20 protein-coding genes are annotated in these 16658 nt (G+C 74.0%); 13 read left to right on the top strand and 7 right to left on the bottom strand.

Translation table 11 applies throughout. The features are described from left to right. Positions 1–8 precede the first annotated feature (8 nt). Positions 9–644, top strand: coding sequence for an imidazole glycerol phosphate synthase subunit HisH (gene hisH, locus ABD223_RS06320; RefSeq protein ID WP_344034948.1), 636 nt, complete (start codon positions 9–11; stop codon positions 642–644). 9 nt (positions 645–653) lie between these two features. Next, the gene (gene priA / locus ABD223_RS06315) at positions 654–1388 is read left to right on the top strand and encodes a bifunctional 1-(5-phosphoribosyl)-5-((5-phosphoribosylamino)methylideneamino)imidazole-4-carboxamide isomerase/phosphoribosylanthranilate isomerase PriA (RefSeq protein ID WP_344034947.1); all 735 of its coding nucleotides are present in this window, start codon (positions 654–656) and stop codon (positions 1386–1388) included. Here the strand turns inward: priA and ABD223_RS06310 are convergent. The 3 genes from ABD223_RS06310 to cspE form a co-directional block, all read right to left on the bottom strand. Next, positions 1351–2076 (bottom strand): Clp protease N-terminal domain-containing protein, encoded by a 726-nt coding sequence (locus tag ABD223_RS06310; protein WP_344034946.1) that lies wholly within the window; start codon positions 2074–2076, stop codon positions 1351–1353. The genes priA and ABD223_RS06310 overlap by 38 nt on opposite strands. A 32-nt stretch (positions 2077–2108) precedes the next feature. Then, positions 2109–2483, bottom strand: coding sequence for a PPOX class F420-dependent oxidoreductase (locus ABD223_RS06305; protein WP_344034945.1), 375 nt, complete (start codon positions 2481–2483; stop codon positions 2109–2111). A gap of 64 nt (positions 2484–2547) precedes the next feature. Further along, positions 2548–2751 carry a transcription antiterminator/RNA stability regulator CspE gene (gene cspE, locus ABD223_RS06300; protein ID WP_344034944.1) on the bottom strand — a complete coding sequence of 68 codons (204 nt, stop codon included), beginning with the start codon at positions 2749–2751 and terminating at the stop codon, positions 2548–2550. A 218-nt stretch (positions 2752–2969) separates the two neighbouring features. Here cspE and hisF point away from each other — a divergent pair, with 218 nt between their 5' ends. From hisF to hisI, 3 genes are read left to right on the top strand one after another with little or no spacing between them, the layout of a single operon-like run. Next, positions 2970–3743: an imidazole glycerol phosphate synthase subunit HisF gene (gene hisF, locus ABD223_RS06295; RefSeq protein ID WP_344034943.1), complete on the top strand. Its 774-nt coding sequence runs from the start codon at positions 2970–2972 to the stop codon at positions 3741–3743. Then, entirely contained in the window at positions 3743–4114 is a 372-nt protein-coding gene (locus ABD223_RS06290; protein WP_344034942.1) for a hypothetical protein, read from the top strand. Before hisF ends, ABD223_RS06290 begins: the two co-directional genes overlap by 1 nt. Beyond that, positions 4111–4455 carry a phosphoribosyl-AMP cyclohydrolase gene (gene hisI, locus ABD223_RS06285; protein WP_344034940.1) on the top strand — a complete coding sequence of 115 codons (345 nt, stop codon included), beginning with the start codon at positions 4111–4113 and terminating at the stop codon, positions 4453–4455. The genes ABD223_RS06290 and hisI overlap by 4 nt, the downstream gene beginning before the upstream one ends. Here the strand turns inward: hisI and ABD223_RS06280 are convergent. Next, a complete protein-coding gene (locus ABD223_RS06280) occupies positions 4448–5062 on the bottom strand; it encodes a TetR/AcrR family transcriptional regulator (protein ID WP_344034939.1) in 615 nt (204 codons plus the stop codon). The two genes, hisI and ABD223_RS06280, sit on opposite strands and share 8 nt — an antisense overlap. Positions 5063–5155: 93 nt before the next feature. On the opposite strand from ABD223_RS06280, the gene ABD223_RS06275 reads away from it, so the two are divergent. The 7 genes from ABD223_RS06275 to ABD223_RS06245 all read left to right on the top strand — a co-directional run bounded on the left by ABD223_RS06275 (position 5156) and on the right by ABD223_RS06245 (position 12740). Beyond that, positions 5156–6697 carry an anthranilate synthase component I gene (locus tag ABD223_RS06275; RefSeq protein ID WP_344034938.1) on the top strand — a complete coding sequence of 514 codons (1542 nt, stop codon included), beginning with the start codon at positions 5156–5158 and terminating at the stop codon, positions 6695–6697. Continuing rightward, positions 6690–7316 (top strand): Trp biosynthesis-associated membrane protein, encoded by a 627-nt coding sequence (locus ABD223_RS06270; protein WP_344034937.1) that lies wholly within the window; start codon positions 6690–6692, stop codon positions 7314–7316. Before ABD223_RS06275 ends, ABD223_RS06270 begins: the two co-directional genes overlap by 8 nt. A gap of 188 nt (positions 7317–7504) precedes the next feature. Further along, positions 7505–8317: an indole-3-glycerol phosphate synthase TrpC gene (gene trpC / locus ABD223_RS06265; RefSeq protein WP_344034936.1), complete on the top strand. Its 813-nt coding sequence runs from the start codon at positions 7505–7507 to the stop codon at positions 8315–8317. 13 nt (positions 8318–8330) lie between these two features. Then, positions 8331–9554 carry a tryptophan synthase subunit beta gene (trpB, locus tag ABD223_RS06260; protein ID WP_344034935.1) on the top strand — a complete coding sequence of 408 codons (1224 nt, stop codon included), beginning with the start codon at positions 8331–8333 and terminating at the stop codon, positions 9552–9554. Next, on the top strand, positions 9551–10336 hold the full coding sequence (gene trpA / locus ABD223_RS06255; RefSeq protein ID WP_344034934.1) for a tryptophan synthase subunit alpha: 786 nt from the start codon (positions 9551–9553) through the stop codon (positions 10334–10336). Before trpB ends, trpA begins: the two co-directional genes overlap by 4 nt. Positions 10337–10983: 647 nt before the next feature. Then, a complete protein-coding gene (gene lgt, locus ABD223_RS06250) occupies positions 10984–12069 on the top strand; it encodes a prolipoprotein diacylglyceryl transferase (protein ID WP_344035370.1) in 1086 nt (361 codons plus the stop codon). 5 nt (positions 12070–12074) lie between these two features. Then, on the top strand, positions 12075–12740 hold the full coding sequence (locus ABD223_RS06245; protein WP_344034933.1) for a response regulator transcription factor: 666 nt from the start codon (positions 12075–12077) through the stop codon (positions 12738–12740). Between the two features lie 7 nt (positions 12741–12747). On the opposite strand, the gene ABD223_RS06240 is transcribed toward ABD223_RS06245, so the two are convergent. Both ABD223_RS06240 and ABD223_RS06235 read right to left on the bottom strand, forming a co-directional pair. Further along, positions 12748–13272, bottom strand: a complete 525-nt coding sequence (locus tag ABD223_RS06240) for an AMIN-like domain-containing (lipo)protein (RefSeq protein WP_344034932.1) — start codon at positions 13270–13272, stop codon at positions 12748–12750. 176 nt (positions 13273–13448) lie between these two features. Then, positions 13449–13979, bottom strand: coding sequence for an AMIN-like domain-containing (lipo)protein (locus tag ABD223_RS06235; RefSeq protein ID WP_344034931.1), 531 nt, complete (start codon positions 13977–13979; stop codon positions 13449–13451). A gap of 77 nt (positions 13980–14056) precedes the next feature. On the opposite strand from ABD223_RS06235, the gene ABD223_RS06230 reads away from it, so the two are divergent. Next, entirely contained in the window at positions 14057–15415 is a 1359-nt protein-coding gene (locus ABD223_RS06230; RefSeq protein WP_344034930.1) for a sensor histidine kinase, read from the top strand. A 259-nt stretch (positions 15416–15674) separates the two neighbouring features. Here the strand turns inward: ABD223_RS06230 and ABD223_RS06225 are convergent, their stop codons facing one another. Beyond that, positions 15675–16604 (bottom strand): TAXI family TRAP transporter solute-binding subunit, encoded by a 930-nt coding sequence (locus tag ABD223_RS06225; protein WP_344034929.1) that lies wholly within the window; start codon positions 16602–16604, stop codon positions 15675–15677. Between the last annotated feature and the right edge of the window lie 54 nt (positions 16605–16658).

Here is a 16658-nt window from a genome sequence, read left to right as displayed (position 1 = left end):
CTGGGCGTGTGGCACGAGTCGTCGTTTTGGACTACGGATCCGGCAACCTCCGCTCCGCCGAGCGCGCGCTCCAGCGCGTCGGGGCCGACGTGGAGGTCACGGCGGACCATCAGGCGGCACTCGACGCAGACGGCCTGGTCGTGCCCGGTGTCGGCGCGTACGCGGCGTGCATGGAGGGCCTCAACGCGGTCCGGGGCGGCCGGCTGATCGGGCAGCGCCTGGCCGGCGGGCGCCCGGTGCTGGGCATCTGCGTCGGCATGCAGATCCTGTTCGAGCGCGGCATCGAGCACGGCGTGGAGTCCGAGGGCTGCGGCGAGTGGCCGGGCACGGTCGAGCGGCTGGAGGCCCCGGTCGTGCCGCACATGGGCTGGAACACGGTCCGGGCGCCGGGCGGCACGCGGCTGTTCGCGGGCTTGGACCCCGACACCCGGTTCTACTTCGTGCACTCCTACGCGGTGCGGAAGTGGGAGCTGCCGGAGGGCGGCCCGCTCAGGGCGCCGCTGGTGACGTGGTCCTCGCACGGCGGTGACGACTTCGTCGCGGCGGTGGAGAACGGGCCGCTGTGGGCGACCCAGTTCCACCCGGAGAAGTCCGGCGACGCGGGCGCGCACCTGCTGGAGAACTGGCTGGGCACCCTCAACTAGGCTGTTCGCGTGACCTTCACGTTGCTCCCGGCCGTTGATGTGGCCAATGGCCAGGCCGTCCGGCTCGTCCAGGGCGAGGCCGGCACCGAGACCTCCTACGGCGAACCGCTGGACGCCGCGCTGGCCTGGCAGCGCGACGGCGCGGAGTGGGTGCACCTGGTGGACCTGGACGCCGCGTTCGGCCGGGGGAGCAACCGCGACCTGCTGGCCCGCGTGATCGGGCAGCTCGACGTGAAGGCCGAGCTGTCCGGCGGCATCCGCGACGACGAGTCGCTGGCCGCCGCGCTGGCCACCGGTTGCGCGCGGGTGAACCTGGGCACGGCCGCCCTGGAGGACCCGGCGTGGTGCGCGAAGGCCATCGCCGAGCACGGCGACAAGGTCGCGGTCGGCCTGGACGTGCGGATCGGCGAGCGCGGCTACCGGGTGGCCGGGCGCGGCTGGACCACCGACGGCGGCGACCTGTGGGACGTGCTGGAGCGGCTGGACCGCGACGGCTGCTCCCGCTACGTGGTGACCGACGTGAGCAAGGACGGCACGCTCCAGGGCCCGAACGCGGACCTGCTGCGCGAGGTGTGCGCGCGCACCGACGCGCCGGTCATCGCCTCCGGCGGGGTGTCGAGCGTGGCCGACCTGGTGGCGCTGGCCGCGCTGAACCGGGACGGCGTCGAGGGCGCGATCGTGGGCAAGGCGCTCTACGCGGGCGCGTTCACGCTCCCGGAAGCGCTGGCCGCGGTGCGCGGCTGATCGCGGCGGCGATCTCGGCGACGACGTGGGCCTCGGCGGCCTCCCCGGTCACGCCCGTGGCGGCCAGGGCGTCGGCCGCCGGGCCCTCGCCCAGGTGCAGCAGGCCGAGCAGCACGTGCTCGGTGCCGACGAAGCGGTGGCCGAGCCGCAGCGACTCGCGCACGGCCAGCTCCAGCGCCTTCTTGCAGCGGGCGCTGAACGGCTGCCGCGCGGGTGGCTGCCTGCCGGTGGGGTCCAGCGCGTTGAGCAGCGCCAGCCGCGTGGTGCCCTCCGCCGCTTCGAGCGCGGCGATGGTCTTGGCGGCCAGGCCGCCCGACTCGTCGAGCAGGCCCAGCAGCAGGTGCTCGGTGCCGATGCGCTCGCTGAACCGGGCGTGGTGGCGGGCGAGCAGGATGACGCGGCGGGCGCGGTCGGTGTAGCGGTCGAAGCTCGGCTTCAGCTCCGCCGACTCCTTGGGCACGAACCGCTTCTGCGCGGCCTGCTTGGTCACGCCGATGCTCTCGCCGATGTCGGTCCAGCTCGCGCCGGCCCGCCGCGCCTCGTCCACGAAGTGGCCGATGAGGTGGTCGCCCAGCTCGTCCAGCTCGCCGCTCAGCTCCACGGCGGCGGTCAGCCTGCCCAGCACGTCCCCGTGCTCGGTCGCGACCGCGACGATGAGATCGGTCAGCTGGACCGGCGAGGTGACCATCCGTCAACTCTAGGTTGACGTTCTTCCGACCGTCAACCCGTGGTTGACGGTGTGATCTCGATCCCGATCGAGCCCTCCCGGCCCCGGCGCAGGCGGCTGCCCAGCAGCGTGAGCCGCCCGAGCACGCCGTACTTCCGCGCGATCAGCCCCCGCACCCGGTCGCTGCCCGCCAGGTCGAGCAGCCGCGCCCGGCCCGGCACCTGGGGACCCGTGGGGTTGCCCTTGAAGTCGCACGGCCCGACCTCGACCTCGCCGCTGCGCCGGATGCGCTTGACCTTGCCCGCGTCGGCCGCCGACCAGGCGTAGACCGCCTCGCCGTCCCCGACCACCCACACGGGGGTGGGCACGGGCGCGCCGTTCTTGCGGTAGGTCGTCAACAACAGGTACTTGCCGTCTGCGAGGCCCATGCCCGCCAACGGTAAAGGCCCCGCCCGGACGATGCCGGACGGGGCCCCTACTGACCGGTTAGGGTCAGATGACCGTGACGTTGGTGGCCTGGGGGCCCTTGGCACCCTGACCGACGTCGAAGCTCACGCGCTGGTTCTCCTCCAGGCTGCGGTAGCCGCCGCTCTGGATCTCCGAGTAGTGCACGAACACGTCCGCGCCGCCGTCCTCGGGGGAGATGAAGCCGAAGCCCTTCTCCGAGTTGAACCACTTCACGGTGCCGTTAGCCATTTTTCTCCTCATACCACTTCCAGCGGGGCGAACGCACCCGCTGCGGTCGGTCCGGGCGTATGGACCTCAGAGGAGTCACACGCTCAAACGCCGTTTCGCGAGCGTGAAGACACGACACAAAACCTTCGACCTCCACCAGTTAAGCACACTTCGCGCCGGAATGCCGGCCCACCCGACCTGGCGATGTCCGCGCCGGGTCGACCCGTAGGCTTTTGGGCATGTCGGTAGCGGTGCGCGTGATCCCCTGCCTGGACGTCGACCGGGGCCGGGTGGTGAAGGGCGTGAACTTCACCAACCTCGTCGACGCGGGCGACCCGGTCGAGCTGGCGCGCGCCTACGACGCCGAGGGCGCCGACGAGCTGACGTTCCTGGACGTGACGGCGTCGTCGGGCGACCGCGAGACCACCTTCGACGTGGTCCGCCGCACCGCCGAGCAGGTGTTCATCCCGCTCACCGTGGGCGGCGGCGTGCGCAGCGCCGACGACGTGGACAAGCTCCTGCGCTCGGGCGCGGACAAGGTGAGCGTGAACACAGCCGCCATCGCCCGCCCCGAGCTGCTCGGCGAGCTGTCCCGCCGGTTCGGCGCGCAGTGCATCGTGCTGTCGGTCGACGCGCGCCGCGTGCCGGGGGGCGAGCGGCCGACGCCCTCGGGCTTCGAGGTCACCACCCACGGCGGCCGCCGCGGCACCGGCATCGACGCGGTCGAGTGGGCCGCGCGCGGCCAGGAGCTGGGCGTCGGCGAGATCCTGCTGAACTCCATGGACGCCGACGGCACCAAGGCCGGGTTCGACCTGGAGCTGATCCGGCTGACGCGCGAGGTCGTCGACGTGCCGCTGATCGCGAGCGGCGGCGCGGGGCGGGTCGAGCACTTCCCGCCCGCCGTGGCCGAGGGCGCGGACGCGGTGCTCGCGGCGAGCGTGTTCCACTTCGGCGCGCTGCGCATCGGCGACGTGAAGCAGGGCCTGCGCGACGCGGGCGTGGAGGTGCGGTGATGCTGCGCAACGCTCCCGTGGAGGCGCGGGTCGCCACCCTCGTCGGCGCGGCGGGCGCGCTCGCGTTCGTCCTCATGGGCCTGGTCCAGGCGCAGGTCGAGGCCGACTCGACGTGGCTGCGCTTCCCCGTCATCGTGGCGGTGCTGGAGCTGCTGGCCGTGGCCGGGCTGGCGGCCGGGCTGCGCCCCGCGCGGCTGACCGCGGCCTGCCTGTTCGGCCTGGTCGGCCTGATCCACCTGCTCGCCGTGCTCAACGACGGCGCGGTGTGGCTGCGCGTGCTGTCCGGCGTGCTCTCCGCCGCCCACGTGTTCGCCGTGGTGCTGCTCAACACCCGGCCGGCCCGGCTCCACTACTCCGGAGGACAGCGGTGACCAGCGCGCTCGACCCGTCCATCGCCGCCAGGCTCAAGCGCAACGCGGACGGCCTGGTGTGCGCGGTCGCCCAGCGGCGCGGCACCGGCGAGGTGCTGATGGTGGCGTGGATGGACGACGAGGCCCTGCACCGCACGCTCACCACCCGCCGCGCCACGTACTACTCGCGCAGCAGGCAGCGGCTGTGGGTGAAGGGCGAGACGTCCGGGCACACCCAGCGGGTCCACGAGGTGCGGCTGGACTGTGACGGCGACGCCGTGCTGCTGGTCGTGGACCAGGAGGGCGCGGCCTGCCACACCGGCGACGCCACCTGCTTCGACTCGGACGTGCTGCTCAGCTGATGTCGCCGGTCAGGTAGCGCTGGAGGTTCGGCGCGATCGCCCTGACCATGGTCTCCACGTCCGCCGAGGCGAACGGCTCGAACCGCACCACGTAGCGGACCACGCCCATGCCGAAGATCTGGCTGGCCAGCAGGGTGGCGCGCAGCTCGGCGTCCGGCGAGCCCAGGTGGCAGACGAGCCGCTTGAGCAGGGTGTGCACGAAGAACTGCCGCAGCACCTCGGCGACCTGCTCGTGCGAGGTGATGCTGCGGACCATGGCGGCGAACTGGCCGCCGCCGGTGGCGTCCCAGATGCCGATGAAGTTGCGCACGATCCGCTCGCCGACCTCCTCGGGCGGGCCGTCGAGCAGCCGCTCGACCAGCACGTTCGGGTCGATCGGCACCTGGAGCACGGCCTTGGCGAACAGGCCTTCCTTGCTGCCGAACCAGTGGTTGACCATGGCCGCGTCCACACCGGCCCGCGCCGCGATGGCCCGCACGGTGGCGCCCTCGAAACCGCGGTCGACGAACACCTCGCGGGCGGCGGACAGCAGGGCCTCCCTGGTGTCCTCGCCGCCGGCCCGGCGGCCGCGGCGCTTCGGCCCGATTTGTCGGGAGCTCTCGTTCACGCCACCATCATGGGCGAGGCAGGACCTTTTTTCAACGCGTGATGAAATGAGTCGGACCCGAAGGGCCCGCGGCCACCGGGCACAATGGCGCGCATGGTGAGCGTCATCGGTGCAGGCACCGGTCTGGGCGAGATCAGCCCCACGCGCGAGGAGTTCCGCGAGCTCGCCGCCCAGCGGCGGGTCATCCCGGTGGTGCGGCGGCTGCTGGCGGACGCGGAGACGCCCGTCGGGCTGTACCGCAAGCTCGCGGCCGACCGTCCCGGCACGTTCCTGTTCGAATCGGCCGAGAACGGCCGGTCCTGGTCGCGCTGGTCGTTCGTCGGCGCGCGCAGCGCGGGCGCGCTGACCGCGGACGGCGGCGAGGCGTACTGGCAGGGCCAGCACCCCGTCGGCCTGCCCGAGGGCGGCGACCCGCTGGCGGCGCTGCGCGAGACCATCGAGGTGCTGCGCACCGACCCGCTGCCCGGCCTGCCGCCGCTGACCGGCGGCATGGTCGGCTACATCGGCTACGACGCCGTGCGGCGGCTGGAGCGGCTGCCGTCGCGCGCCGAGGACGACCTGCGCCTGCCCGAGCTGGTCATGATGCTGGCCACCGACCTGGCGGCGCTGGACCACCACGAGGGCACCGTCACGCTCATCGCCAACGCCATCAACTGGGACGACTCGCCCGAGCGCGTGGACGCCGCCTACGAGGACGCCGTGGCGCGGCTGGAGCGGATGACGCTGGACCTCCAGGCCCCCGCGCCGCCCACCGCCGCCGTGTTCTCCCGGCCCAAGCCGGAGTTCACCCGCCGCCGGTCGCCGGAGGAGTACCGCGGCGTCGTGGAGCGGGCCAAGGAGGCCATCCGCGCGGGCGAGGCGTTCCAGGTCGTGCTGTCGCAGCGGTTCGAGGTGTCGACCTCCGCCGACCCGCTGGACGTCTACCGCGTGCTGCGCACGTCCAACCCCAGCCCGTACATGTACCTGCTGCGGCTGGAGGACTTCGACATCGTCGGGTGCAGCCCGGAGTCGCTGGTCACGGTGCGGGACGGCAAGGCGACCACGCACCCCATCGCGGGCACCCGGTGGCGCGGCGTCGACGAGGAGGAGGACGCGCTGCTGGAGAAGGACCTGCTGGCCGACCACAAGGAGCGGGCCGAGCACCTGATGCTGGTCGACCTGGGCCGCAACGACCTGGGCCGGGTGTGCAAGCCGGGTTCGGTGACCGTGGTCGACTTCTTCAAGGTCGAGCGCTACTCGCACGTCATGCACATCGTGTCCACGGTCAGCGGCGAGCTGGCCGAGGGGCGCACGGCGTTCGACGCGGTCGCGGCGTGCTTCCCGGCGGGCACCCTGTCCGGCGCGCCCAAGCCGCGGGCGATGGAGCTGATCGAGGAGCTGGAGCCGACCCGCCGCGGGCTCTACGGCGGCGTGGTGGGCTACCTGGACTTCGCCGGCGACGCGGACACCGCCATCGCCATCCGGACCGCGCTGATCCGCGACGGCGTGGCGTACGTGCAGGCGGGCGCGGGCATCGTGGCCGACTCGGACCCGGTGGCCGAGGACAACGAGTGCCTGAACAAGGCGGGCGCGGTGCTGTCGGCCATCGCCACGGCGGGGACCATGGCGCCGGCGGCGGAACCGACCCGTGTCTGACCCGGGACCGGCGCCCGGACCCGCCGAGGCCGAGGGCCCCGAAAGGGTGAAGGGCTCCGCGGGTGTGGAGGGCGCCAGGCCGGACGTGGAGGGCTCCGAGGGTGTGGAGGACTCCGAGAGCGCGGAGGAGCGGGCGGCGCGGCGGGCGCGGGCCGCGCGGCGGCGTCCACTGTGGATCGCCGTCGCCCTCCTCCTGGCGGGCGCGGGCGCGCTCGGGGCCGCCTCCGGCCTGACCTGGGACGCCGCCGCCGAGCTCGACGGCGGCGACGTGGTGCCCGCCCTGGCGCCGCTGGCCCTGCTGTGCCTGGCCGCCATCGCCGCCGTGGTGGCGCTGGCCGGGTGGGCGCGGCGCGCGCTGGGCGGCGTGGTGCTCCTCGCGGGTGTCGCGGCCGGCTTCCAGGGCGCGGGCGCCGACGGCCCGCTCACCGGGCGCGCCCTGGTCCTGGCGGGCGCGGCGCTGGTGGTCGCGGCCGGCGCGCTGCTGGTCGTGCGGGGCGCGGCGATGCCGAAGCTCGGCGGCGGCTACCAGGCGCCGGGCGCGGCCAAGCGGAGCGCCGATCCCGAGCGCGAGCTGTGGAACGCCCTGGAGCGCGGCGACGACCCCACTGATCGGGACTGACCCCGGAGCGCCGCACGTTTGCGCACGTGGACTCGCGAGGACCCTGATCAGCAGCGTGAACAGCGCGACCCCGGTGGCCCGAGCGGGTGCGCGACGGGGTTAGCATCCTCGTGGCGGGAAGGGGAGCATGACGTGCGGGAGCTTGCGACTGAACCGGAAGGTCTGACGGGGTCGAGCGAGGTGCTCGGATGACCACCGTGCTCGAATCGATCATCGAAGGCGTCCGGGAAGACCTCGCCCAGCGCGAGGCCGCGCTGCCCTTCGACGTGCTCAGGGAGCGGACGGCCAAGGTGGCGCCGCCGCAGGACGTGATGGCCGTGCTGCGCGGGCCCGGCGTGGGCGTCATCGCCGAGGTCAAGCGGCGCAGCCCGTCCAAGGGGCAGCTGGCCGACATCCCCGAGCCCGCGGACCTGGCGGTGCAGTACGAGCTGGGCGGCGCGCGCTGCATCAGCGTGCTGACCGAGCAGCGCCGGTTCGGCGGGTCCTTGGAGGACTTCGACGCGGTGCGCGCGGCGGTGGGCGTCCCCCTCCTGCGCAAGGACTTCGTCGTCAGCCCCTACCAGGTGCACGAGGCGCGCCTGCACGGCGCGGACCTGGTGCTGCTGATCGTGGCGGCGCTGGAGCAGAACGCCCTGGTCTCGCTGCTGGACCGGGTCGAGTCGCTGGGCATGACGGCCCTGGTCGAGGTGCACACGGCCGAGGAGGCCGACCGCGCGCTGGAGGCGGGTGCGAGCGTCATCGGCGTGAACGCCCGCAACCTCCACACCCTGGAGGTCGACAAGGACGTGTTCGGGCGGATCGCGCCGGGCCTGCCCTTCGACACCATCAAGATCGCCGAGTCCGGGGTGACCGGGCCGGGCGACCTCATGGCCTACGCGGGCGCGGGCGCCGACGCGGTGCTGGTCGGCGAGAGCCTGGTGACGAGCGGCGACCCCAAGGTCGCGGTGAACAAGCTGGTGACGGCGGGCTCCCACCCCGCGTGTCCCCGGCCGAGCCGGTAGAAGGAGGAGGCGCATGTCGCGCGGCCAGTTGGCTCCGACACCACACGACCCGGACGAGCGGGGCCACTTCGGGCCGTGGGGCGGCCGGTTCATGCCGGAAGCCCTCATCGCCGCCGTGGACGAGCTCGCCGCGTTCTACGAGAAGGCGCGGGTCGACCCGGAGTTCCTGGACGAGTTCTCCAGGCTGCTGCGCGACTTCGCCGGCCGCCCGTCGCTGCTCACCGAGGCGCCCAAGTTCGCCGGGCACGCGGGCGGCGCGCGGGTCTTCCTCAAGCGCGAGGACCTGAACCACACCGGCTCGCACAAGATCAACAACGTGCTGGGCCAGGCGCTGCTGACCAAGCGCATGGGCAAGAAGCGGGTCATCGCCGAGACCGGCGCGGGCCAGCACGGCGTGGCCACGGCCACCGCGTGCGCGCTCATGGGCCTGGACTGCGTCATCTACATGGGTGAGGTCGACACCGAGCGGCAGGCGCTCAACGTGGCCCGGATGCGGCTGCTGGGCGCCAGGGTGATCCCGGTGTCGAACGGCTCGCGCACCCTCAAGGACGCGATCAACGAGGCGCTGCGCGACTGGGTCGCCAACGTCGACGACACCCACTACCTGCTGGGCACCGCCGCCGGGCCGCACCCGTTCCCGGTGCTCGTGCGCGACTTCCACCGCGTCATCGGCGTCGAGGCTCGGGAGCAGGTCCTGGAGAAGGCCGGTCGCCTGCCCGACGTGGTCGCCGCGTGCGTGGGCGGCGGGTCCAACGCGATCGGCATCTTCCACGGCTTCATCGACGACCCGTCCGTGCGGCTGGTCGGCCTGGAGCCCGGCGGCGACGGCATCGAGACCAGCAGGCACGGCGCCACCCTCACCAAGGGCACGCCCGGCTCCCTGCACGGCGCCATGTCGTACGTGCTCCAGGACGCCGACGGGCAGATCGCCGAGGCGCACTCCATCTCGGCGGGCCTGGACTACCCGGGCGTCGGCCCCGAGCACGCCCACCTCAAGGACATCGGGCGCGCCGAGTACCGGCCGGTGACCGACGCCGAGGCCATGGACGCGTTCGCCCTGCTCTCGCGCACGGAGGGCATCATCCCGGCGGTCGAGTCGGCGCACGCGCTGGCCGGCGCGCTCAAGCTCGGCCGCGAGCTGGGGCCCGAGGGGCTCATCCTGGTGAACCTGTCGGGCCGGGGCGACAAGGACATGGACACCGCGATCAAGTGGTTCGGGCTGGGAGTGGACTCGTGAGCGGGCTGGGTTCGGTCTTCGAGACCTGTCGGGCGGAGTCGCGGGCGGCGCTGATCGGGTACCTGCCCGCCGGCTACCCGACCGTCGAGGGCTCGAAGGACGTGCTGCGGACGATGGTGTCGGCGGGCTGCGACGTGGTCGAGGTGGGCGTGCCGTTCTCCGACCCGGTCATGGACGGTCCCACCATCCAGCGCGCGGCCGAGCAGGCCCTGCGCGGCGGGTTCCGGGTGCGCGACCTGTTCGGCGTGGTCGAGTCGGTCGCGGCGGCCGGCGGGCGCGCCGTGGTCATGACCTACTGGAACCCCGTGCTGGCCTACGGCGTGGACCGCTTCGCCCGCGACCTCGCGGCGGCGGGCGGCCTGGGCGTCATCACGCCCGACCTGGTGCCCGACGAGGGCGCGGAGTGGGTCGGGGCGACCGACGCGCACGACCTGGACCGGATCTTCCTGGTCGCGCCGTCGTCCACGGAGGAGCGCATCCGGATGACCGCGCGGTCGTCGCGGGGCTTCCTGTACGCGACGTCGGTGATGGGCGTGACGGGCGCGCGCGACGTGGTGTCCTCGGCGGCGCCCGCGCTGGTCAAGCGGGTGCGCGAGCACACGGACCTGCCGGTGGGCGTCGGCCTGGGCGTGCGGAGCGGCGCGCAGGCGGCGGAGCTGGCCGCGTTCGCCGACGGGGTCATCGTGGGGTCGGCCTTCGTGTCGGCGGTGGCCGACGACGGGGTGGCGGCGCTGACGGAGGAGTTGGCCGACGGGGTGCGCAGGGCCACGACGGCGGTGTAGCACACACGTTCGAGTGAAGTAGGCCGTTCGGGGGGTTCGAAGGGTCGAAATCGTCGGTGCGCGGTGCCATCGTGGAGCCATGATCACGCGCCCTGACCTGCCCCTGTCCCTGCCCCTGCACACCGCCACCCTGCCCGGGGTCCGCACCCGGGTGGTGGGCCTGCTCGACGACACCCGGGTCGTGACGGGCCCGCCGGGCATCGCCCACCAGCGCGTCCTCGGTCGGTTGACCGCGGCTTTCGCGGCCGGCTGCCCGCCGGGGTTCGACGTCCTGCCGGGCACCCCGGTCCGGCTCTCCGCCGGTCGCCCGCTCGGGGTCGACCTGCTGGTCGGCTCATCCGGCCTGGTCTGCCGGTCCGTCCCGGTCGCCGCCGTCGCGCTGGTGGCCGAGGCGCCGTCCCCGGGCACCCGGGTGTTCGACCAGGTCTTCAAGCCCGTGCTGCACGCCGAGGCGGGCGTGCCGTCACACCTGGTCGTCGACCCGGAGGGGCCGGAAACCGTCGCGACCCCGTTCGAGCTGGAGGCGGGGGAGCACGTCGAGGTCGCGCGCGGCCGGGCCGGCGTGCCGGAGCTCGAACGACCCTTCCCGGTAACAATCGAGCTGTCGCGGCAGAGCCGAACGGCCGACCCACTACGGTGGTCCCGTGGTGACGAACTACCTCGCGACGATCCCCAGCCCCGACCAGGGCGTCTGGCAGCTGGGGCCGATCCCGCTCCGCGCCTACGCGCTGTTCATCATCCTCGGCATCGTCCTCGCCATCTGGTGGGGCGAGCGCCGCTGGGTCGCCCGGGGCGGGCTGAAGGGCGAGGTCACCGACATCGCCGTCTTCGCGGTCCCGTTCGGGCTGATCGGCGGCCGGCTCTACCACGTGGCGACCGACTACCACAAGTACTTCGGCGAGGGTCGCAACCCGCTGGACGCGCTGGCCATCTGGAACGGCGGCCTGGGCATCTGGGGCGCGATCGCCCTGGGTGGCGTCGGCGCGTGGATCGGCTGCCGCCGCAAGGGCATCCCGCTGCCCGCGATGGCGGACGCCCTCGCGCCGGGCATCGTCGTCGCCCAGGCGGTCGGCCGGCTCGGCAACTACTTCAACCAGGAGCTCTACGGCGGTCCCACCACGCTGCCGTGGGGCCTGGAGATCTACGAGCGGGTCGACCCGGAGACCGGCTTCAAGGACGACCTGGCCGGCGTGGCGCTGGACCACACCCCGATCGAGGTCGTGCACCCCACGTTCCTCTACGAGCTGCTGTGGAACCTGGGCGTGGCGCTGCTGATCGTGTGGGCCGACCGCAGGTTCCGGCTGGGCCACGGCCGGGTGTTCGCGCTCTACGTCGCGGGTTACACGGCGGGCCGGTTCTGGATCGAGCTGATGCGCACCGACCCGGCCACCGAGGTGTTCGGGCTGCGGATCAACGTGATCACCTCCGTGGTGGTCTTCATCGGCGCGGTCATCTACTTCTTCCTGGCCGCGAAGCGGGGGCCGCGGGAGGTGATCGTGCGGAGCGAGACACCTCCGGGTGACACCGGCGCGACCTCCGCCGATCCCGACTCCGGCGTCGAGGCCGACCGGACCAGGACCGGTGCGGCCGGTGCGCGCGCGGGCGGCGCGAGCGCGGCCGGCGCGGACGGGGCCGGTGATGACGGCTCGGCGACGGGCGAGGGCGCCACCGTGCCGGAGACCAAGGCCGAGGCCAGGCAGTCCGCGGACACCGGCGACCAGCCGGGGCAGTAGCGGGTATGCGCATCCTCGTCGTCGAGGACGACGACCGGGTGGCGCGAGGCCTGCTCACCGCCCTGCGGCACGCGGGCTACGAGGTGCACCGGGTCGCCACGGCCGCCGCGGCGCTGACCGCCCAACCGGCGGACGTGGTGCTGCTCGACCTGGGGCTGCCCGACGGCGACGGCCTGGACGTGCTGCGCGAGCTGCGCCGCCGGACCGGCACGGCGATCATCACGGTCACCGCGCGCGGCGAGGAGCGGGAACGCGTGCTCGGCCTGCGCCTGGGCGCGGACGACTACGTGGTCAAACCGTTCGGCACGGCGGAGCTGCTGGCGCGCATCGAGGCGGTCCTGCGGCGCACCCGCGCGGCCCGTGCGGCCGAGCGCGAGCACGAGGTGACCCTGGGCCCGCTGACCCTGGACCCGGCCGGCCGGGAGGCCAGGGTCAACGGCGAGCCGGTGCCGCTGACCCGCAAGGAGTTCGACCTGCTCGCCCTGCTGGTGGCGCGGGCGGGCACGGTGGTCAGCCGCGACCTGATCGTGGACCAGGTGTGGCAGGCGCACTGGGAGGCCCCGTCGCGCACGCTCGACACCCACATCGCGGCGCTGCGCGGCAAGCTCGGCGACGCGCTGCGCATCGAGACGATCCGGGGCGTGGGCTACCGGGTGGCGGCCCACGCCTGAACCGGCGTCACCAGGTGTGGGCGACGTCCACCACGAGGCGGTCGGGCAGCATGAGCACCCGGAACGGCAGCCGCGCCCGCACACCGAGCCCGATCGTCGTCGTGCCCTCCCACGAGCCGGCCATCACGACCTGCCGGAACGTGGCGTAGCCGGTCACGTCCACCAGCTCCATCGGGTCGTCGTACTCGTAGGTCGGGTCGAAGTTCTCGTCGTACGTGGCCGAGTAGGTGGTGACCTGGAGCCCGGCCCCGCCCCGCACCGGGATCGGGTTGCCCGACGGGTCCTGGACGATCTCGGGCACGTACCGCGCGGCGTACCCGCCGGGCGCGCCGGAGATGTCGAACACCAGCCGGTCGTAGCACTCGTGCCGCCCGGCCCGCAGGTCGGTCATGTGCGGGGCCTGGCTTTCGAAGAGCTGCTTGTCGCCGGAACCCCAGTCGACCGGGGCGCAGGCGGCCGGCGCGGCCGAGGCCGCGGGAGCCGCCAGTGCCAGCCCGAGCACCGCCGACACCAGCAGAGCGATCTTGCGCATCATGTGATTCCCCCTGACGCGAGCTCCCCCGCCCGCTCCGCGCATTGTGGCACGCGTCATGGTGCGGGGGAGGCGGTTCGGGGACCTCGCCGAGAGGGAAGGCCCGCTGCCAAGGAGGCCCGCTGTCAGGGGAGGCCCGCTGTCAGGGGAGGCCCGCTGTCAGGGGAGGCCCGCCGTCACCAGCTGTGGGCGACGTCCACTACGACCCGGCCGGGCAGCGTGAACACGCGGAACGGCAGCACCGCCCGCACGCCCAGACCCACGGTGGTCTGCCCCTCGAACGACCCGGCCCACGCGGCCTGCCGGAACGTGGCGTAGCCGGTCACGTCCACCAGCTCGGACCGGTTCGCGGGCACGTAGGTGGACCCGTTCTCGTCGTACGCGGGCGAGCCGACCGTGATCTGGAGCTTCCCGCCGCCGCGCAGCGGCACCGGCTTGCCGGAACCCTCCTGCACGACCTCGTCGACGTACTGCACCCAGTAGCCGTCGTTCACCCCGGCGAAGTCGAACACCAGCCGGTCGTAGCACTCGTGCTGCCCGGACCGGATGTTCGTCAGCACGCCCTGGGCGACGGGCCACTGGGACTTGGACCCGCTGCCCCACCCGGTCTCGCACACCGCGGCCGAGGCGACCGCCGGGGCGACCACCGCGGCGGGCACGGCGACGGCCACGGCCGCCGCGAGCACGACGGCAACTTTGCGTAACATCCCGTTTCCCCCATCACTCGTGGGCCGACGCGGCCCCTGGAGTGATGACGCACCTCACACCCGGGAGGTTGCCCCGCGTGCTGCGCCGCCTGCTGGTCCTGATCGTCCCGCTGCTGGTGGCGCTGGTGGCCGCGCTGGGCGTGCCGCTCGCGTTCGCCGTGGTGCAGCGCGAGAGCCAGGAGACCTACCTGGACCGGCTGGGCGACGCGAGCCGCTTCGCCTCGCTCGCCGAGAACGCCCTGGCCTCCGACCGGCTGACCGCGCTGCGCGACGAGCTGATCCGCTACGACCAGCTCTACGGCATCGAGGCCGCCCTGATCGGCGCGGACGGCGACGTCGTCGCGTCGTCCCGGCAGCAGTTCGGCCAGGCCGGCGACCCGCACGTGGCCACCGGCCTGAAGGCCGCGCTGAGCGGCTACCGGGGCGAGGCCGCCCAGGTCGTCTGGCCGTGGGAGCGGGTCAACCTGGTCGTGGTCGAACCGGTGGGCCGGGACAGCGAGGTGGTGGCGGCGGTGGTGACCGTGTCGCCGACCGAGGGGCTGAGGTCGGCGATCCTGCGCCAGTGGGGCGTGCTGGCCCTGATCGGCCTGGCGCCGATGCTCGCGGTGGTGGCGGTGGCCTGGCCGATGTCGCGCTGGGTGCTGCGCCCGGTCCGCAGGCTGGACGAGGCCACGGCCGCGGTCGCGAGCGGCGAGCTGGACGCGCGGGCCGACGAGGTGGGCGGCCCGCCGGAGCTGCGCCGCCTGGCGGCCAGCTTCAACGCCATGGTGGACGTGGTCGGCCGGGCCCTGCGCCGCCAGCGCGCCTTCGTCGCCGACGCCTCCCACCAGCTGCGCAACCCCCTGGCCAGCCTCCGCCTCGCGGTGGACAACATGGCGCCGCACGTCACCGACGAGGAGGGCCGCGAGGCCCAGCGCATCGCCGTCGACGAGGCCGAGGAGATGGGCCGCGTCCTGGACGCCCTCCTGGCCGCCACCCGCCTGGACAGCGCCTCGGCCGCCGAACCGGTCGACGTCGACAGCCTGCTGGCCACCCACGTCCCGGGCTGGCGGGCCCTGGCCGGGGACGTCCGCCTGGAGGTCGACGTCCCGCCGGGCCTGAGGGTCCTCGCACCGCCCGGCGGACTGGGCAGCGTGCTGGACGAACTGGTCGGCAACGCGGTCCGCCTCTCCGGCGCCACGGGCATCAGGATCTGGGTCGACCACGTCGGTGGCCGGGTGGAACTGCACGTCACCGACGACGGCACGGGCCTGACGCCCGAGGAGCGCGCCGCCGCGCTCAGCCGGTTCTGGCGGGCGCCCCGGCACCAGAACGTCGCGGGCACCGGCCTGGGCCTGTCGATCTGCGCGGAACTGGTCGCCTCGGCGGGCGGCGAACTGGTCCTGCGGCCGACCGACCCGCACGGCTTGGACGCCGTGGTCCGCCTCAACGCCTGACTCGGGGCTTCGGGAGAGGGACTTCGAGGCGCCGGCCTCCGAGACGCGCGGGCCGGCGCGCACGGCCGGGGCCGGGGGACCTGGGGGCCGGGGGACCTGGGGGCTCGATGGCCCGGCGTTCAGCGACCCGGTGCCCAGCGACCCGGTGCCCAGCGGCCAGCGGCCCAGCGACCCGGTGCCCAGCGGCCAGCGGCCCAGCGCTCAGCGGCCCAGCGGCCAGCGGCCCAGCGGCCAGCGGCCCGGCGCCCGCTTCCCCCGACTACCGCTTGTTCTCCCGGAACCAGCGGGCCGCGCCGTGGTGCAGCGGCACCTTGCCGGTGGCGATGCCGGTGCGCACGTTGATCCGGCTCGCCTCCGGGTGCCCGGCCGCGATGCGCTCGGCCTCGGTGAACACCGTCCGCGTCACCACCTCGACCAGGTCGTCGTCCAGCGACGTCCGCGCCAGCAGCAGGTTGGGCACGGCGAACGTGCGGCACGGGCCCACGCCCCGGTAGGTGGTGGCCGGGATGGTGGCCGGCACGTACGGGCCCGGGTACTCGTCCGCCAGTTCCACCGCCTCGTCGGGCAGGTCCAGCAGCCGCACCGGGAACGCCCGCAGCACGTCGTCGATCGCCGGGGTCGGGATGCCGGTCAGCGCGAGCAGGGCGTCGATCCCGCCACCGGCCAGCTGCCGGGCGGCCTCGCTGTGCTCCATGTTCCGCGCGTCCACCCGGATGCCCAGCAGCCCCAGCAGGCGCGAGCCGGTGAACTCCGAGCCCGACCCGACCGGCCCGATCGACACCGGCCGCCCGGCCAGGTCGGCCAGCGCGCGCACCGGGGACGTCGCGGGCACGGCGACCTGGAGGAAGCTGTCGTACAGCCGGCCGACGGCGCTGATGCCGCCCCGGTCCTCGGCGCTGAGCAGCGCGCTCTCCAGGGGGTCGAGCGACGACAGCCCCAGGTGGACCTCGCCCTCGCGCAGCAGCCGGGCGTTCTCCACCGACGCGCCGGTCGAGCGGGCCCGGACCCGGGTCGACGGCAGCTGGTCGGCCAGGGCGGCCGCGAGCGCGCCGCCCACCTCCTGGAACACCGCGCCGTCCGGGCCCGTGGCGAGCACCAGCTCCTCCGGGGCGGGCGTGTCCGTCGCGGTGCAGGCGGGCGCCCCGGCCGCGAGGGCGGCGAGCAGCACCGAGCGCCGGGACACGTGCACGCCCGCAGACTAGTCCCGCCGGCCGGGTGAACGGCGGGTTACGTCAGAGGGATC

The sequence above is a fragment of the Saccharothrix xinjiangensis genome, assembly GCF_039527585.1.
Lineage (GTDB): Bacteria > Actinomycetota > Actinomycetes > Mycobacteriales > Pseudonocardiaceae > Actinosynnema > Actinosynnema xinjiangensis.
Note: the sequence above shows the minus strand (reverse complement) of the source record. Positions and strands in the feature narration are given on the sequence as shown.

Excerpts from the sequence above, each read along its gene's own strand:
- ABD223_RS06310 (WP_344034946.1), bottom strand. The coding sequence starts at position 2,076 with ATGGTCACCTCGCCGGTCCAGCTGACCGATCTCATCGTCGCGGTCGCG.
- ABD223_RS06305 (WP_344034945.1), bottom strand. The coding sequence starts at position 2,483 with ATGGGCCTCGCAGACGGCAAGTACCTGTTGTTGACGACCTACCGCAAG.
- cspE (WP_344034944.1), bottom strand. The coding sequence starts at position 2,751 with ATGGCTAACGGCACCGTGAAGTGGTTCAACTCGGAGAAGGGCTTCGGC.
- hisF (WP_344034943.1), top strand. The coding sequence starts at position 2,970 with ATGTCGGTAGCGGTGCGCGTGATCCCCTGCCTGGACGTCGACCGGGGC.
- ABD223_RS06290 (WP_344034942.1), top strand. The coding sequence starts at position 3,743 with ATGCTGCGCAACGCTCCCGTGGAGGCGCGGGTCGCCACCCTCGTCGGC.
- ABD223_RS06275 (WP_344034938.1), top strand. The coding sequence starts at position 5,156 with ATGGTGAGCGTCATCGGTGCAGGCACCGGTCTGGGCGAGATCAGCCCC.
- trpC (WP_344034936.1), top strand. The coding sequence starts at position 7,505 with ATGACCACCGTGCTCGAATCGATCATCGAAGGCGTCCGGGAAGACCTC.
- trpB (WP_344034935.1), top strand. The coding sequence starts at position 8,331 with ATGTCGCGCGGCCAGTTGGCTCCGACACCACACGACCCGGACGAGCGG.
- ABD223_RS06245 (WP_344034933.1), top strand. The coding sequence starts at position 12,075 with ATGCGCATCCTCGTCGTCGAGGACGACGACCGGGTGGCGCGAGGCCTG.
- ABD223_RS06240 (WP_344034932.1), bottom strand. The coding sequence starts at position 13,272 with ATGCGCAAGATCGCTCTGCTGGTGTCGGCGGTGCTCGGGCTGGCACTG.
- ABD223_RS06235 (WP_344034931.1), bottom strand. The coding sequence starts at position 13,979 with ATGTTACGCAAAGTTGCCGTCGTGCTCGCGGCGGCCGTGGCCGTCGCC.